The 16,653-nt window shown below is 72.1% G+C and carries 15 protein-coding genes and 1 pseudogene; 6 read left to right on the top strand and 10 right to left on the bottom strand.

Going from position 1 to position 16,653, the window contains the following annotated elements:
• Positions 1-100: 100 nt before the first annotated feature.
• From EST54_RS29390 to EST54_RS29380, 3 genes are all read left to right on the top strand, one after another.
• Positions 101-1,012 carry an ABC transporter permease subunit gene (locus tag EST54_RS29390; RefSeq protein ID WP_129250746.1) on the top strand — a complete coding sequence of 304 codons (912 nt, stop codon included), beginning with the start codon at positions 101-103 and terminating at the stop codon, positions 1,010-1,012.
• Between the two features lie 76 nt (positions 1,013-1,088).
• Positions 1,089-2,000 carry an ABC transporter ATP-binding protein gene (locus EST54_RS29385; RefSeq protein WP_129250745.1) on the top strand — a complete coding sequence of 304 codons (912 nt, stop codon included), beginning with the start codon at positions 1,089-1,091 and terminating at the stop codon, positions 1,998-2,000.
• Positions 2,001-2,079: 79 nt separating this feature from the next.
• Positions 2,080-2,799, top strand: a complete 720-nt coding sequence (locus EST54_RS29380; RefSeq protein ID WP_161989331.1) for an ABC transporter permease subunit — start codon at positions 2,080-2,082, stop codon at positions 2,797-2,799.
• Between the two features lie 170 nt (positions 2,800-2,969).
• On the opposite strand, the gene mltG is transcribed toward EST54_RS29380, so the two are convergent.
• The 5 genes from mltG to EST54_RS29355 all read right to left on the bottom strand — a co-directional run bounded on the left by mltG (position 2,970) and on the right by EST54_RS29355 (position 8,234).
• Positions 2,970-3,803, bottom strand: a complete 834-nt coding sequence (mltG, locus tag EST54_RS29375; protein ID WP_129250743.1) for an endolytic transglycosylase MltG — start codon at positions 3,801-3,803, stop codon at positions 2,970-2,972.
• A 164-nt stretch (positions 3,804-3,967) separates the two neighbouring features.
• Entirely contained in the window at positions 3,968-5,257 is a 1,290-nt protein-coding gene (locus tag EST54_RS29370; protein WP_129250742.1) for a CynX/NimT family MFS transporter, read from the bottom strand.
• A 216-nt stretch (positions 5,258-5,473) separates the two neighbouring features.
• On the bottom strand, positions 5,474-6,184 hold the full coding sequence (locus EST54_RS29365) for a FadR/GntR family transcriptional regulator (protein ID WP_129250741.1): 711 nt from the start codon (positions 6,182-6,184) through the stop codon (positions 5,474-5,476).
• Between the two features lie 254 nt (positions 6,185-6,438).
• The gene (gene lysA, locus EST54_RS29360) at positions 6,439-7,905 is read right to left on the bottom strand and encodes a diaminopimelate decarboxylase (RefSeq protein WP_174857541.1); all 1,467 of its coding nucleotides are present in this window, start codon (positions 7,903-7,905) and stop codon (positions 6,439-6,441) included.
• Positions 7,906-7,919: 14 nt separating this feature from the next.
• Positions 7,920-8,234, bottom strand: coding sequence for an SAV_915 family protein (locus EST54_RS29355; RefSeq protein WP_129250740.1), 315 nt, complete (start codon positions 8,232-8,234; stop codon positions 7,920-7,922).
• A gap of 366 nt (positions 8,235-8,600) precedes the next feature.
• On the opposite strand from EST54_RS29355, the gene EST54_RS29350 reads away from it, so the two are divergent.
• The 3 genes from EST54_RS29350 to EST54_RS29340 all read left to right on the top strand — a co-directional run bounded on the left by EST54_RS29350 (position 8,601) and on the right by EST54_RS29340 (position 10,734).
• Positions 8,601-9,593 (top strand): MerR family transcriptional regulator, encoded by a 993-nt coding sequence (locus EST54_RS29350; protein WP_129250739.1) that lies wholly within the window; start codon positions 8,601-8,603, stop codon positions 9,591-9,593.
• 110 nt (positions 9,594-9,703) lie between these two features.
• Positions 9,704-9,943 (top strand): hypothetical protein, encoded by a 240-nt coding sequence (locus EST54_RS29345; protein ID WP_129250738.1) that lies wholly within the window; start codon positions 9,704-9,706, stop codon positions 9,941-9,943.
• Between the two features lie 11 nt (positions 9,944-9,954).
• Complete coding sequence (locus EST54_RS29340) at positions 9,955-10,734, top strand: rhomboid-like protein (protein WP_239013358.1); 780 nt, start codon at positions 9,955-9,957, stop codon at positions 10,732-10,734.
• On the opposite strand, the gene EST54_RS29335 is transcribed toward EST54_RS29340, so the two are convergent.
• The 5 genes and pseudogenes from EST54_RS29335 to EST54_RS34320 all read right to left on the bottom strand — a co-directional run.
• The gene (locus EST54_RS29335; RefSeq protein ID WP_129250736.1) at positions 10,722-11,537 is read right to left on the bottom strand and encodes an HAD family hydrolase; all 816 of its coding nucleotides are present in this window, start codon (positions 11,535-11,537) and stop codon (positions 10,722-10,724) included. The two genes, EST54_RS29340 and EST54_RS29335, sit on opposite strands and share 13 nt — an antisense overlap.
• Complete coding sequence (gene serS / locus EST54_RS29330) at positions 11,534-12,823, bottom strand: serine--tRNA ligase (protein ID WP_129250735.1); 1,290 nt, start codon at positions 12,821-12,823, stop codon at positions 11,534-11,536. The genes EST54_RS29335 and serS overlap by 4 nt, the downstream gene beginning before the upstream one ends.
• Positions 12,824-13,509: 686 nt before the next feature.
• A complete protein-coding gene (pheA, locus tag EST54_RS29325; RefSeq protein WP_129250734.1) occupies positions 13,510-14,436 on the bottom strand; it encodes a prephenate dehydratase in 927 nt (308 codons plus the stop codon).
• A gap of 216 nt (positions 14,437-14,652) precedes the next feature.
• The gene (efeB, locus tag EST54_RS29320) at positions 14,653-16,050 is read right to left on the bottom strand and encodes an iron uptake transporter deferrochelatase/peroxidase subunit (RefSeq protein WP_129250733.1); all 1,398 of its coding nucleotides are present in this window, start codon (positions 16,048-16,050) and stop codon (positions 14,653-14,655) included.
• Positions 16,050-16,653: pseudogene (locus EST54_RS34320) on the bottom strand (hypothetical protein); the annotation flags it as partial. The pseudogene EST54_RS34320 and the gene efeB, both read right to left, overlap by 1 nt.

The following is a 16,653-nucleotide window of genomic DNA, read 5'->3' as shown; positions in this document are numbered from 1 at the left end:
GGCGACATCGTGGGCGCCTCCGTCCTGGGTGGCATGCGGGGCGCCCCGCGCGCCCCGCATGCCACCCAGGACGGAGGCGCCCACGATGTCGCCTGAGCCCATGACGTCCGAGTCCGCGACGTCCGTAGCCGGCGCGCCGGGCAGCGCCCATATCCACAACATCGGCTACCGCCACTACGACGGCCCCCGCCTGGGCCGCGCCTATGCCCGCCGGTCGCTCTTCTCACAGAGCCTGCGCGGCGCCTACGGTCTGGGCCGTTCGGCCAAGAGCAAGGTGCTGCCGATGCTGCTCTTCGTCGTGATGTGCCTGCCCGCCGTGATCATGGTCGCGGTGGCGGTGTTCACCAAGGCCGGAAAGCTCCCGGTCGGCTACTCCGGCTACGCCGTCTACCTCCAGGCCGTCATCGGCCTCTACCTGGCGGCCCAGGCTCCGCAGTCGGTCTCCCGCGATCTGCGCTTCCGGTCCATACCGCTGTACTTCTCCCGCCCCATCGAGCGGGTCGACTACGTGGCGTCGAAGTTCGCGGCCCTGTCGGCCGCCCTGTTCGCCCTCAACACCGCCCCGCTGCTGGTCCTCTACATCGGAGCGCTGCTGGCGAAGATGGACTTCGTCGACCAGACCAAGGGGCTGGCCCAGGGACTGGTCTCCGTGGTGCTGCTCTCGCTGCTGTTCGCCGGGATAGGCCTGGTCGTCTCCGCGGCCACCCCGCGCCGCGGCTTCGGTGTCGCGGCTGTGATCGCCGTCCTCACCATTCCGTACGGCGCGGTGAGCGCTCTCCAGGGGATCGCCTACGTCCAGGGCAACGAGTCCGCCGTCGGCTGGCTGGGGCTGTTCTCCCCGATCACCCTGATCGACGGGGTGCAGTCGGTGTTCCTCGGCGGCACCAGCTCCTTCCCCGACAACCTGGCCCCCTCGACCGGCACCGGACTGCTCTATCTCCTCGTCACGCTCTCGGTCATCGCCGGCTGCTATGCCCTGCTGCTGCGCCGCTACCGGAAGGCCGGCCTGTGACGCCCGCCCGCCGCCGGCTGCTGCCGGGCGGCGCCCCGAGCCCCCTCACGACCTCCCGAAGGAATGGGCCGCGCCCATGACACACATCTCCATCGACCATGTCTCGCGCTGGTTCGGCAACGTCGTCGCCGTCAACGACATCACGATGACCATCGGCCCCGGCGTGACCGGCCTGCTCGGCCCCAACGGCGCCGGCAAGTCCACCCTCATCAACATGATGGGCGGCTTCCTCGCCCCCTCCAACGGTTCCGTCACCCTCGACGGCACGACGATCTGGCGCAACGCCGGCATCTACCGCCACATCGGCATCGTCCCGGAGCGCGAGGCGATGTACGACTTCCTCACGGGACGTGAATTCGTCCTCGCCAACGCCGAGTTGCACGGCCTGGGCCGGGCGGAGGCGGCCAGGGCGCTGGCCACCGTCGAGATGGAGTACGCCCAGGACCGCAAGATCTCGACCTACAGCAAGGGCATGCGGCAGCGGGTGAAGATGGCCTCCGCGCTGGTGCACGATCCGTCCGTGCTGCTGCTCGACGAGCCGTTCAACGGCATGGACCCGCGCCAGCGGATGCAGCTGATGGAGTTGCTGCGGCAGATGGGCGACCAGGGCCGTACGGTCCTGTTCTCCTCGCACATCCTCGAAGAGGTCGAGCAACTCGCCTCGCACATCGAGGTGGTGGTGGCCGGGCGGCACGCCGCGTCCGGCGACTTCCGCAAGATCCGCCGGCTGATGACGGACCGCCCGCACCGCTACCTCGTCCGGTCCGACAACGACCGGGCGCTGGCCGGTGCCCTGATCGCCGACCCCTCGACGGCCGGGATCGAGGTGGATCTCGCCGAAGGCGCCCTGCGCGTCCAGGCGGTCGACTTCGGGCGCTTCACCGAACTCCTGCCGCGGGTCGCCCGCGACCACGGCATCCGCCTGCTGACGGTCTCCCCCTCCGACGAGTCGCTGGAATCCGTCTTCTCCTATCTCATAGCGGCCTGAGGCCGGAAAGGAGCCCTGACGCATGTCCACGACCACCCCGGCTGCCCCGCCCGCGCCCGCGCGTGCGCCCAAGGCCGCACTGTTCCACCCGACCGTCGCCCGCCTCACCTACCGCGCCCTGCTCGGCCGGCGGCGGGCCCTGATCCTCTTCGCCCTGCCCACCCTGCTGGTGGTGCTCGCCATCGCCGTCCGTGCGCTGGCCAACGCGGACGACTCCACCGCCGGCGGCATCCTGGGCGGCTTCGCGCTGGGCACGATGGTGCCGCTGATCGGCGTCATCGCCGGTACGGGCGCGATCGGCCCGGAGATCGACGACGGCTCGGTGGTCTACCTCCTGGCCAAGCCGGTGTCCCGCTCGACGATCATCTTCACCAAACTCTTCGTCGCGATCGGTGTCACGGTCGCCTTCTCCTCCCTGCCCGTCCTGTTCGCCGGCTTCATCCTCAACGGCAACAGCCAGCAGATGGCGGTGGGGTACGCCGTGGCGGCGGCGATCGCCTCGGTCGCCTACAGCGCCCTCTTCCTCCTCTTCGGCACGGTCACCCGGCACGCCGTGGTGTTCGGCCTGGTCTACGCCCTGGTCTGGGAAGCGCTCATGGGGACGCTCATCCCGGGTGCGAAGACCCTCAGCGTCCAGCAGTGGGCGCTGGCCGTCGGCCAGCGGGTGGCCGCGGACGGCGCGATCACCTCGGACGTCCAACTGCCCGTCGCCGTCTGCCTGTTGGTCGCCCTCACGGCCGTCGCCACCTGGTACGCCGGCCGCCGGCTGAAGGCGCTCACCCTGGCGGGCGAGGAGTAACGCCCTCCGGAACGGCCGGGCCCGCGGGGCGGCAGGGCGGAAACCCGTCCCTGCCGCCCCGCGGGCCCGCCTTCGGCTTCGCGGATCGTCAGGACCCAGCTACCCCTGCCCTGAGCCACCACCCGGCATCCCTGAGCCACCACCCGAGATCACCGATCCACCGCCCGAGATCACTGCGACCCCTGGGCCGCATCTCCACCCCTCGCCGCGCTCCGCTGCCGGTCGTTGAACTCCCGCACGTTCCTCAGATGCTTCTGGTAGTCGGCCGTGAAGCGGGTGTCGCCCGGGGCGACGGTGACGAAGTAGAGCCAGTCACCGGCGGGCGGCGCGCCGGCCGCCTTCAGTGCGTCCGCCCCGGGATTGTCGATCGGCGTCGGCGGCAGGCCCTGGTTCCGGTAGGTGTTGTACGGGCTGTTGAGCCTGGTGTCGGCATGACTGGTCCGGAGCGTGCTGCGGTGCAGCGCGTAATTGAGCGTCGAATCCATCTGCAGCGGCATGTGGTGGGCGAGCCGGTTGGTGATGACCCGGGCGACCTTGCCCATGTCGGCCGGGCGGTCCGCCTCGGCCTGCACGATGCTGGCGATGACCACCGTCCGGTAGGAGGAGATGCCGTCGTCGGCGAGGTGCCGTCCGGCGGTGGTGGCCATGTAGGAGAGCAGCGACGCCGGGGTGGTGTCCGAGCTGACCGGATAGGTCGCCGGGTAGAGATAACCCTCCGGATTGCCCTGTGCGGCGTCCGGCAGCTTGAGGTGCGCGCGCTCGGCGGCCTTCGCCGTGGAGCCCGCGGGCAGCTTCAGGGCGTTGTCCGCTGCGGCATAGATCTGGCCGGCCCGCTGCCCCTCCGGGACGGTCAGGCTCTCCTCCGCCTGCCGCCCGCGCAGCCACCACGTCAGGAGCAGTGCACCGAGGACGAGCAGGACGGACACCACGGCCACAAGAAGGAGCCGGCCATGACGGGAAACCCGTGGTCCTGGCCGGCGAACGGTGTGCTGGACGTCGCTCATGGGCGGCACGGTAGGTCACCTGTCTGACCGCGAAGTGGAGACCCCGTAACGGACGCCGGAGGGCCCCGGACCCCGACGTCCCCCACGCCCCGCTCCCTCCCCGTATACGCGACTTCCCCCTCCCCTCCCGTATGCCCTACTTCCTACTCCTCTCCCCGTATGCGCTACTTCCTGCTCTCCTCCCCGATCCGCCGGTCCCGGCCCGCGCCCGTGCCCAGCAGTGCCAGGCCGGCGCAGACGGCGAGCAGCAGCACCAACGGGACGGTCCAGCCGCCGGTGGCCTGGTGGACGGCACCGAGGACGAGGGGGCCGGCGGCGGCGAGGAGGTAGCCGCCGCTCTGGGCCATGCCGGAGAGCCGGGCCGCGGTGTGGGCGTCACCGGAGCGCAGCACCATCATCGTCAGGGCCAGCCCCAGCGCCCCGCCCTGCCCGACGCCGAGCAGCGCGGCCCACAGCCAGGCGCCGGCCACCGGTGCCAGCAGCAGGCCGGTGACGCCGCAGGCCATCAGCGCGGACACCGCCACCCCCAGCAGACGCTGCCGCCGCATCCGCCCCGCGAGCACCGGCACCACGAACGAACCGGCCATCTGCAGCAGCGTGCTGAAGGCGAAGACCAGGCCCGCCTCGCCCTTGCCCATGCCGTGGTCGGTGAAGATCGTCGGCATCCAGGCGATGCTCACGTACGCGATCAGCGACTGTGAGCCCATGAAGAGCGTGACCTGCCAGGCCAGCGGGGAACGGCTCAGCCTCGGCCCGGCCGCGCCAGGATGCACCGGGGTGGCCGCGGCCGAGCCGGGCCGGCTCCCCCGCCGGGCGATCAGGACCTGCGGGATCCAGACGACCACGGCGACGGCGGCCAGCAGCGACCAGGAGACCAGCGAACCCTGCCAGCCGCCGAGCGCATGCTCCAGCGGGACCGCGGTGGCGGCCGAGGTGGTCGCCCCCAGGATCATCGCGGTCGAGTACAGCGCCGTCATGCCCGCGGCCTGCCCCGGGAAGTCCCGCTTGATCAGCCCCGGCATCAGCACGTTCAGCAGGGCTATGGCGGAACCCACCACCGCACACCCGGCGAACAGCGCGACCACCGGCGGCGCGATCCGCAGCACGATGCCGCCGCACAGCGCCACCAGCGCCCCGCACAGCACCGCCTCCGTGCCCCAGCGCCGGGCCAGTTTCGGCGCGACGAGCGAGCCGAGGCCCATGAAGACCAGCGGGATGGTCGTCACCAGGCTGCCGGCCGTCGCGTTCAGCCGGAAGTGCCGGGCGATCTCACCGAGCAGCGGAGAGACGCCGGCCAGCGCCGCCCGCATGTTGAGCGCGGCGAGCACGATCCCGGCCAGGAGCAGGGCGGGGTGGGCCCGCAGCCGACGGCGGGCCGCCGCGACCGGTGGTGTCGCGACCAGATCTTCCTCGGCGTCGATCACCGCGGTGCCCCGCTCGGGTGTGCTCGGCATGCTCTGTTCCTCTTCTCCGCTCGTGTGACCGGCGCCGACGATCTGCGGCGCGCGGGCTCGTCCGTACGGCCGTCCCTGCCTCCGTACGACCGCAGCGACGAAGGCCCGATGCACCGCCCGAATGCCTGCGGCGCAGTGCCACCGAATTCCTGTCGCGCCGCCCAAATCCCTGCCGTGCCGCCCGAATTCCCGAGCCGCAGCCCGAATGTGCAGCCCTCAGCGGGCGGCCAGCAGGGCTTCCACCGCCCGCTTCGGCTTCTCCAGCAGGGCACGGGTGGCCCGCTCCGCGGCCTCCGGGTCGCCCGCCGCGATCGCGTCCACGACCGCGCGGTGATCACCGTGCGAGACCCGCGGCATCGCCCCGTCGTCCAGGGCAGTGACCAGCGCCTCCCGCACCGAGCTGCTGAACCAGCCGTATGTGGCCGTCAGTGCGGCGTTGTGCGCGGCCTCGACGACGGCCATGTGGAAGGCGATGTCGTGATCGGCGTAGAGCTCCAGGTTCTCGGCGTGGGGCTGCCCTTCCGCGTCGGCGAAGCCGGCCTGTGCGTCCAGTGCCGCGCGCATCCGTGCGAGGTCGGCGGGCTCATGGCGCAGCGCGGCCAGCCGGGCGGCCTCCGCCTCCAGCGCGATCCGCAGCTCCAATACGTCGCGGATGCCCGCCCGTTGGACGCCGCGCATGATGTCGCCGGGGTCCGCGGTGGACACGACGAAGGTGCCCTCGCCCTGCCGTGAGCGCAGCATTCCGGCGTGCACGAGCACCCGCACCGCCTCACGGACGGTGTTCCGGCCGACCTGGAGCTGTTCGGCGAGCGCATGCTCGGTGGGGATACGGGACCCCACCGGCCACTCCCCGGCGGCGAGTTGGGACCGCAGGGCATCGACGACGGTGTCCACGAGTGAGCGTCGCCCCGCCGCCTGTAGTGCCATGGCCGTTCCGTCCGTCCGTGTCGATGAGCTCCTGCGCCACCTCCGGGCGGCGAGCCAGTTGCCCTGTCATCCTACAACTGACGTTTTCCTCGTACACGGAAGGGGTGGGGGCAAGGAAAACCCCTGGTGGAGGCAGGGGCGAGGGGTACCAGGGCACTACCGGCACTACGTGGTCCCCTAGGCCTGTCCGACGGCTCATGGCCGGGCCCTGGCCCTGACCCATCGGACAGGGCCAGGCCCTAGGGGACCACCCCTCACAACCCGATGTCCCGCTCCTGGATGTCCGCCAGGGATTCGCGGCGTACAAGGAGGCGGGCATGTCCCGCGGTGACGGCGACGACCGGAGGCCGGCCGACGAGGTTGTAGCCGGAGGCCATCGAGACCTGGTAGGCGCCGGCCACGGGGACGGCCAGCAGATCGCCGGGGCGGACGTCGGCGGGCAGCGGCACATCGGCGGCGAGCACATCGCCCGCCTCGCAGTGCCGTCCGACGACGGTGACCGGTTCCGTCGCGGCCGCCGCGTCCCGCCCGACCAGCCGCGGCGCATAGCGCACCCCGTACAGCGCGGGCCGCGGGTTGTCGCTCATCCCGCCGTCCACGGCCACAAAGGTGTGCGCGCCGGTCCGTTTGACCGACAGCACCCGGTAGAGGACGACACCGGCCGGACCGGCGATGGCGCGGCCGGGTTCGACGGCGAGCCGGGGCACCGGCAGACCGGCCGCCGCGCAGCCGCGGTCCAGCTCCGCACGGATCCTGGCGCCGAGGGAGGCGAGGTCGAGCGCCGGTTCACCGGGGCGGTAGGCGACGCCGTGGCCGCCGCCGAGGTCCAGCTCGGGCAGGGTGACGCCGTGCTGCTCGCGGATCCGGGCCAGCAGGCCGATCAGACGTCGTACGGCCGACAGATACGGCTTGACGGTGGTGATCTGCGAGCCCAAGTGGCAGTGCAGCCCGACCAGTTCGAGGCGTGGCTGACTGAGCACCCGGGCGATGGCGTGCTGTGCGGAGCCGTCGGCGATCGACAGCCCGAACTTCTGGTCGTCCGTGCCGGTCCGGATCTTGGCGTGCCCGCCGGCGGCGATCCCCGGCACGACCCGGATCAGTACCTTCTGCCGGCTGCCCGCAGGGACCGCGGCGGCCAGCCGGGCGATCTCCGAGGTGTTGTCGAGGGCGATCCGGCCGATGCCGAGCCGCAGTGCGGCCCGCAGATCGGCCGGGCTCTTGGCGTTGCCGTGCAGCACCATCCGCGCGGGCGGAAAGCCGGTGGTGACGGCCAGTTCCAGTTCGCCGGCGGAGCAGACGTCCAGGCCAAGGCCCTCCTCCCACACCCAGTGGACCATGGCGCGGCACAGGAAGGCCTTGGCCGCGTAGTAGACCTCGGCGTCGGGGAAGGCCCGCAGGTAGGCGCGGCAGCGCCGGCGTATCTCGTCCTCGTCCAGGACGTAGGAGGGGGTGCCGAACCGGTCGGCCACCTCGGTGAGCGGCACGCCGCCCACGGCGAGGTCGTCATGGCCGAGCGGCGTCGTGGACCCGGGCCAGACGGACAACGGCCCTTCGACGGGCGGCCCTTCGACCGACGGTCCGTCGTCGGACGGCGGCCGGGCGGTGGTGTGCGGCGGGGCGGTGCGCGGCGGGACGGCCACGGCGGCGACCGGTGGCACGCCGGCGACCGGAGGCACGCCGGCGGTGTCCCGTCCGATCGGGGGCAGAGTGTGGTGGCTCATGACGACTGCCTCCCTCAGACGGCCCGTAGGTGGTGACCGCGGGACACGTCGGGGACGAACCCCGGATCGACGGTCAGCGCCGTCACGCCGACGGGTTCGGCCAGCGCCCGCAGCGCGGCCTCGGAGAGCCTGACCCACGGCTGGCCGCCGCCGAGGACCGCGGCGAGCCGCTGGGGTGAGGTGAAGCCGACGGCGGTACGGCCGCCGAGCGGAGTGCGGAACAGGCGGGCCGTGCAGCCCGCGGGGCCCGACCGGACAGGGACGCACAGCAGCCCGGCCGGGACGGGTTCGGCAGGCTCGGGATCTTCCGCGTACAGGGGGTGGGACACGGGTTGCTCCTCGTACAGAACAGCGGCCCCGGACCGGGGGAAGCGCGCATGCCGGGGCTCGGCTCTGACGCTATGCCCGGGATCCGGGGTATCCGGCCGGTCGCTGACGCGTCATTGACGGGTTGTGGGCCCTACTTGACGCGATGCTGCCGCCCGGTGGCCGGTTGTGGGGCGGCGGTGACGCAGGGGAACTGCCCGCGGGCCCAGCCCGGGTCTGCCCGGCCCGGCCCGGCGAGGGCCTGCCGCCACGCCTCGTCCTCTCCCCAGTCCTCCCGCGCCTCCCCCTGGTCCGCTCCCCCTGGTCCGTTCCCCTGGCCCGCTCCCCTGGACCTTGACACTGTGGAAAGCACTCCACTGGAAGGCGTCATGTTCACCATCGGAGATTTCGCCCGGTACGGCCGTGTGTCGGCCCGCATGCTGCGTCATTACGACGCGCTCGGGCTGCTGCGCCCGGCCCGTACCGACCCCTTCAGCGGCTACCGCTACTACGAAGCGGCCCAGCTCGCCCGGCTCAACCGCATCATCGCGCTCAAGGACCTCGGCTTCAGCCTCCAGCAGGTGGGGGCGATCCTGACCGAGGAGGTGAGCGTGCCGGAACTGCGCGGCATGCTGCGGCTGCGGCGGGCGGAGCTGGAGGCGGCGCTGACGGCGGCGGGTGCGCGACTGGCCCAGGTCGAGGCGAGGCTCCGGACGATCGAGAGTGAGGGACGCATGTCTGCCGACGATGTGGTGGTCAAGCCCACCGGAACGGTCCTGCTCGCGGAGCTGACCGGAATCGCGGCCGGTTACGGGCCCGAGGACATCGGGCCGGTCATCCAGCCGCTCTACACCGAGCTGTGCCGGCAGCTGGAGACGGCCGGAGTGACTCCGGCCGGGCCGGGACTGGCGTACTACGAGGACGCACCGACGGCCGGTTCGGGGAGCGAGCGGCCTGCCGGAAGCAGCGAAGGGAGCGCCGGAGGAGGGAGCGGCAGCACGGCGGCCCCCGGCAATGAGGCCATCGTCGTGCACGCCGGGATGGTGATCACCCGGGAAGCCCTGGACAAGGCCGGTCTCACGGTAGACGGCAGCTCCACCCCCGCCGACGGCAGCGCCCTGACGGCCGGCGGCGGAGCCGTGACGGCCGGCGCCGACGGTCCCGGCTTCGCGGTCGTCACCCTCCCCGGCCTCGACTGCGCCGCCACGGTGGTGCACCGCGGCCCGATGAGCCGGATCCTGCCGACCGCCCAGAACCTCGCGCACTGGATCGACGCCAACGGCTACCGCTCCGCCGGCTACGCCCGCGAGCTCTACCTGGAGTGCCCACCCGACCAGGAAGAATGGGTCACCGAACTCCAGGAGCCGGTAACCCGGGCCTGAGCTGGGGCAGTCGTCCCTCCGGCTTCCCCGCTCGCCCCGGGGGCCGCGCGCCCGCTGCTTCCGGCCGCTCGCCTCCGGCGGTGCAATCCGCCACGCGCTAGCCTCGAATGGTGACATTCGACGGGAAGCGTGACCGAACGGTCCGCGGGGGAGCCATCGGCCACCCCCGCGGCGTCCGCACCGGTTTCGGTGCCCCCGACCGTGGGTCCGCGCGGGCGCTCCGGCTCGACGTCCGTACGCCGCCCGCCGAACTCGTCGCCACCGGCGCGGCCCTGGCGGCGCACCCCGACGCGGGCGTCGCCCATGCCGGCACCGTGCCGCCCGTCCCCATCCCCCGCGGACGCCGCTGATGGGCGCCCTGATGGAGCCCCCGCGCCCCGGGCTGCGGAAGCTTCCCGGCAATCCCGTGCTCTGGGTGAAGGAGTGGGTCCGCAGCAGTCCCGGTACGCATATCTGGCTGTTGGTCATCGGCGTCACCAGCCTGGTCATCGCCTCCGCCTCCGAGGGGCTGGGGCAGTTCCTCGTCCACCGCACCAGCAGCAACATCCACGAGCTGAACGAGCATCCGCTGCCGTCGCTGCTGATCAGCGGTTTCTGGATCGAACGCCCCGAGTCCTTCCTGCTGTACGTGGTGATGTTCGAGCTGCTGCACGCCAACGTGGAGCGCTGGACGGGGACCGCGCGCTGGCTGCTGACGGTCGGCGGTGCGCATATCGCCGCCACCCTCGCCAGCCAGGAACTCGTCCTGCTGGCCATCGAGGGGCACCGGCTGCCGCGGTCGATGACCCATGTGGTGGACATCGGCGTCTCGTACGGGCTGGCGGCGGCCGCCGGGGTGCTGACGTACCGGCTGCGGCCCCCCTGGCGCTATGTCTACTTCGGCGGGGTGCTGGTCTTCTTCGGCATTCCGCTGGTGACCGGTGCGACCTTCACCGACTTCGGCCATGCCATCGCGCTGACCATGGGCTTTGCGGCCTGGCCGCTGACTCCGGCGGCGGCCGCCGAGAAGCCGAAGGGGACGGAGGGGACGCAGGGGCCGGAGCCCGACAGGGCGGGCGGACGGCCGCCCGCGGAGTCCGATCCGTCGGGCGGTCAGGAGAGGCCGGGTGGTCAGGAGAGGCCGGGCGGTCAGGAGAGGTAGAGCCGCTCCAGGACCACCGCGACGCCGTCCTCCTCGTTGGAGGCGGTGAGTTCGTGCGCGACGGCCTTCAGCTCGTCATGGGCATTGGCCATCGCCACGCCGTGTGCGGCCCAGGCGAACATCGGGATGTCGTTGGGCATGTCGCCGAAGGCCAGGGTGTCCTTGGCGGTGACCCCCAGGCGGCGGGCGGCCAGCGACAGGCCGGTGGCCTTCGTCAGGCCGAGCGGCAGCAGTTCGACGATGCCCGGACCGGCCACCGTCACGCCCACCAGATCCCCGGCGACCTGCCGCGCGGCCAGCGCCAGCGCGTCGTCGTCCAGGGTCGGGTGCTGGATGTAGACCTTGTTGAGCGGGGCCGTCCACAGCTCGCCGGGGTCGTCCAGCAGGACGTTCGGCAGCGGGCCTTCCTGGACGCGGTAGCCGGGGCCGACCAGCACCTCGCCCTCCAGGCCGTCCCGGCTGGCCGCCAGATGGAGCGGGCCGACCTCGGCCTCGATCTTGGCCAGCGCGAGACCGGCGAGCTGGCGGTCGAGCGTCACCGAGGTCAGCAGCCGGTGCTCACCGGCGTGGTAGACCTGGCCGCCCTGTCCGCACACCGCGAGGCCCTTGTACTCCAGGGCATCGAGGATGTGCCGGGTCCAGGGCACGGCCCGGCCGGTGACGACGATGTGCGCCGCGCCCGCCGCGGTGGCCGCGGCGAGCGCCTGGCGGGTACGTTCGGAGACGGTCTCGTCGTGGCGCAGCAGCGTCCCGTCGAGATCCGTCGCGATGAGCCTGTAGGACGGCGGAGCAACTGCGCTCACGTGGCGACGGGCTCCAGGATCTCGCGGCCGCCCAGGTAGGGGCGGAGCACCTCGGGGACGCGCACCGAGCCGTCCGCCTGCTGGTGGTTCTCGAAGATCGCCACGATGGTGCGCGGTACGGCGCAGAGCGTGCCGTTCAGCGTCGCCAGCGGCGAGACCTTCTGCTTGCCGTCGACGGTCTCGCGCATCCGGACCGAGAGCCGGCGGGCCTGGAACTCATCGCAGTTGGAGGCCGAGGTCAGCTCGCGGTACTTGCCCTGGGTGGGGATCCACGCCTCGCAGTCGAACTTGCGGGAGGCGGAGGCGCCGAGGTCACCGGTGGCGACGTCGATCACCTGGAAGGGCAGCTCCAGACCGGTGAGCCACTGCTTCTCCCAGTCCAGCAGCCGCTGGTGCTCGGCCTGGGCGTCCTCCGGCGCGACGTACGAGAACATCTCGACCTTGTCGAACTGGTGGACCCGGAAGATGCCGCGGGTGTCCTTGCCGTAGGTGCCGGCCTCGCGGCGGAAGCACGGCGAGAAACCGGCGTAGCGCAGCGGCAGCTTGGCCGCGTCGACGATCTCGTCCATGTGGTACGCGGCGAGCGGGACCTCGGAGGTGCCGACCAGGTAGTAGTCGTCCTTCTCCAGGTGGTAGACGTTCTCCGCTGCCTGGCCGAGGAAGCCGGTGCCCTCCATGGCGCGCGGGCGCACCAGGGCGGGGGTCAGCATCGGCGTGAAGCCGGCCGCGGTGGCCTGCGCGATGGCGGCGTTGACGAGGGCGAGCTCCAGCAGCGCGCCGATGCCCGTGAGGTAGTAGAAGCGGGAGCCGGAGACCTTGGCGCCGCGCTCGACGTCGATGGCGCCGAGCAGCTCGCCGATCTCCAGGTGGTCCTTGGGCGCGAAGCCCTCGGCGGTGAAGTCACGGATCGTGCCGTGCGTCTCCAGGACCCGGAAGTCCTCCTCGCCGCCGACGGGGACGTCGGGGTGGACGAGGTTGCCGAGCTTCCGCAGCAGCTGCTGGGTCTCTTCCTTGGCCTCGTCCTGCGCGGCGTCGGCGGCCTTGACGGCGGCGGACAGCTCACCGGCCTTCGTCAGCAGCGCGGCCTTCTCGTCGCCGGAGGCCTTGGGGATGAGCTTGCCGAGCGACTTCTGCTCGGCACGCAGCTCGTCGAAGCGGACGCTGGACGACCTGCGCCGCTCGTCGGCGGAGAGAAGCGCGTCGACGAGCTCGACGTCCTCTCCACGGGCGCGCTGGGATGCGCGCACTCGGTCGGGGTCCTCACGGAGCAGGCGAAGGTCAATCACACCCCCAGGCTACCGGGGCCACACCGCGTCACTCGACGCGATATTCCATGGCGCGGCAGTTTGTCCGTTTTGGGGTGTTTATTCCGCTTAGAGGTGGCGGTAGGAAAGCGACGGAAAGGCGTATGCATTCCAGGGTGTGAGGTGGTCGGTGCGGCTTTCGCGGGGGGCCGGGGTGAGGGGTTCGGCGGCTCGGGCCGCCTGTGATCCACTGCGTGGGGAGCGGTAGTTGGGTGGGGCCTCGGGTGGGCACCGGGTGGGGGCGCGGAGCGCGGTTATCCCCCGGGATTCCCCTGGTTGTCCACAGGCGCTGGGGGTTTCTGGATTGTTATCCACAGCCTGTGTGTGAGATCTGTGGAAGTCGGAGGAGATCATTCCGCTCCCGAAATGCTCAGCTATGGATTCCCTGTACAAACCCCGTTCACGCACTCTTTCGTGTGGGATTGCCTCGCCCTAAAGGATTGATCACCTGAATTGTGCTGACGCTGCCCGGCGTGGGGTGCTGTGGAGTGATGTGCGGTCAGTAGGGCGATTTGTCGACTCTGTCCGATTCTCATGTCGACTTACCCACAGGTCGAGAACCGGGCCTGTGGATAACTTTGTGGATAACCCACAGCGCTGCCAAAGTCCCAGGTCGTGCCGTTCCGCAGGGTCCTGTGGCCGGGCTCGCGCAGCGGTGCGGCGACCGCTCAGCCCCGCCCGTCCAGGCAGCGCGCCAGCCAGTCCGACGCCTCGGTGAACGCCGCGTCCGTCATCTCCCGGCGTACGGTCGGCGGCACTTCGTCCGCCCGCGGGTACGAGCCGAGGAACCGCACCTCGCGGCAGACCCGCTTGAGCCCCATCAGGACCTCGCTGACCCGGCGGTCGGTGAGGTGCCCCTCGCAGTCCACCGAGAAGCAGTAGCGGCCGATGCCCTCGCCGGTCGGCCGGGACTCGATCCGCATCATGTTCACCCCGCGGCCCGCGTACTCCTGGAGCAGTTCCAGCAGCGCACCGGGGTGGTCCTCGGCCAGCCACAGCACCACCGAGGTCTTGTCCGCGCCGGTGGGCGCGGCGGGCCGGGCCGGGCGGCCCACCAGCACGAAGCGGGTGGCCGCGTTCTGCGCGTCATGGATGTCGGTGACCAGCGGCTCCAGGCCGTACGGCGCGGCCGCGAACTCGCCCGCGAACGCGCCGTCGTAGCGGCCCTCCTGCACCAGCCGGGCGCCATCGGCGTTCGAGGCCGCCGACTCCCATACGGCCTCCGGGAGTTGGGCCGCCAGCCACTTGCGCACCTGCGGCTGGGCGACCGGGTGCCCGGTCACCGTCTTCACCTCGCTGAGCGATGTACCGGGGCGCACCAGCAGCGCGAAGGCGATCGGCAGCAGCACCTCGCGGTAGATCATCAGCGGCTCGCCGGCGGCGAGTTCGTCGACGGTGGTGGTCACCCCGCCCTCGACGGAGTTCTCGATCGGCACCAGCGCCGCGGCGGCCTCACCGGCGCGCACCGCGTCCAGGGCTGCGGGCACCGACACCATCGGCACCAGCTCGCGGGTGGCCGCCTCGGGCAGGCTGCGCAGCGCGGCCTCCGTGAAGGTGCCCTCGGGACCGAGATAGGTATAGCGGCTGGCCGACATGGTCAGGACTCCCTCGCGTAACTGCGGGGGCACCCCGCCGATGTACTCCCTGCCCTGCCACGATAACCGGCCCGTCCGGCGCCCGGACCGGACTTCCGGCGCGGACGGTTTCCGGGACGGGCCCGGGTTCGGGGCCGGGTGCAGGGCGGGCCCGGCTCCGGGGCCGGTTTCCGATCCGGGCCCGGGTTCCGGGCGGCTCCCGGGCGGGCCGGTTCCTCAGCCCTCCAGCAGGGGCCGGCCCACGTAGCCGCCCGGCTCCGCGGCCGGCGGCACCGCGAACAGTCCGCTCGCCTCGTGCCGCAGGAACGGCGACAGCGCGTCCCCGCGGTCCAGCTTCCGCTGGATCTGGGTGAAGGCCCGCAGCGGATCGGCCTGCCAGCAGACGAAGAGCAGCCCGGCGTCCGGGGCGCCGTCCTCCCGGAACCCGTCATGGAAGGAGAACGGGCGGCGCAGCAGCGCGGCGCCCTGATTGGACGCCGGCGCCGCGATCCGCGCATGCGCATTGACGGGGATCACCGGCAGCCCGTCGGAGCCGGTAGCGTCCAGCCGCATCGGGGTGCTCTCGGAACCGCCGGTCAGCGGGGCCCCGTTGTCCTTGCGGCGCCCGATGACCTTCTCCTGCGCGTGCCGGGAGCGCTTCTCCCAGTCGTCCAGCAGCATCCGGATCCGCCGGACGACGGCGTACGACCCGCCGCGCATCCAGGCCTGGTCGGCATCGCGCCCCACGAAGATCCGCTCGTCGAAGTCCTTGTCCGACGGCTTGGGGTTGTTGGTGCCGTCGATCTGGCCCATCAGATTGCGGGCGGTCCGCGGCCGCGCGGTGGCGCCCGGGGTGCGGTTGAAGCCGTTCATCTGCCAGCGCAGCCGGGCACTGCCGGCCGCGTCCTTCTGCAGCGCACGCAGCGCATGGAAGGCGACCAGGGCGTCATCGGCGCCGATCTGGATCCACAGGTCGCCGTTGCTGCGCTTGGGGTCCAGCGCGTCGGCGGAGAAGTCCGGCAGCGGGTCGAGCTGGACGGGGCGCCGCTTCGTCAGCCCCGTACGGTCGAAGAAGCTGTGCCCGAAGCCGAAGGTGACGGTCAGCGAGGACGGGCCCGCGTCGAGCGCGACCCCCGTGTCGGCGTCCGGGGTGCGCCCGGCCATCAGCTCCTCGGCCGTCCGCGACCAGCGGCGCAGCAGTGCGGCCGCGGTCTTGCGGTCCGCATCCGGCGCCAGGTCGAAGGCGACGAGATGGCCGGTGGCCTGGAGCGGGGTGGTGATCCCCGCCTGGTGCGTGGCGGATGCCTTCCGGAACGCCACCTCGGTCGAGCCGATGCTGGTCAGAGCGGTGGGGGCGGTGTCCTGCGCGGCGCTGACCGCGAGCGCACCACCGGCCCCGCCGGCGACCAGCCCGGCCGCCCCCGCCGCGCCGACGGTGCCGAGCAGCCGGCGGCGGGAGAGCTCCGGGGCGGGGGACGCGCCGGTCTCGGGGGTCGGCGCGGCGGCCGGCGCGGGGACGCGTCCGCCGCCCTGCCCGCCGGTCCGCGTGCCGGGATTCCGCTTGCCGGTGGCCTTCTGAGTGGCCTTTTGAGCGGCCTTCTGGGGGGCCTTCTTGCCGGAGGTCTGCTTGCTCATCAGCCGATCTTCACGTTCTTGATCTCGGTCACCTGGTCGATGTCGGAGGTCCGGACGACCAGCGACAGCTGCCACTGCCCGGGGACCGGCAGCCGGACCCCGCTCGCCCGCCAGCGGCCCTTGCCGACCTGCCGGGGAACGGCCGGGAGCGGCCCGAGCTTCTTGGCCTTCTGGGTGAAGGAAATCTTCACCTCGGGGACGTCCATGGCCTTGCCCGACGAGTCGGCGAGCCGCAGTTGCAGCGTATTGGCGGCGGTGCTGCTGCCGGGGGCGAGATCGAGGCGGGCGGTGCCCTTGCCGTGCGGGCCGCCGGTGTCGAACGGGATGGTCAGCGCCTGCGGCCGGGCGGTCGTGGAGGCCGTGGCGGACTGTCCGCCCGAGGCGGCCTTGACCGCCTCTTCGGTACGGGCCGGTTCGGTGGCGGTCAGCACCGTGGTCACCACGAGCACGACGGCCGCGACCGCCGCCTCGGCCAGCACGGACCGGCGCAGCCCCAGCCGCTCCGGATCGGCATCGCGCTCCCGCTTGGTACGCGCACTGTCCAACGCGGCCTGCTGGCGGGCGAGTTGGGCGGCGCGGGCGGGGTCGGGGGCGAGGTTACGG

Source organism: Streptomyces sioyaensis, assembly GCF_004122735.1.
Lineage (GTDB): Bacteria > Actinomycetota > Actinomycetes > Streptomycetales > Streptomycetaceae > Streptomyces > Streptomyces sioyaensis.
Note: the sequence above shows the minus strand (reverse complement) of the source record. Positions and strands in the feature narration are given on the sequence as shown.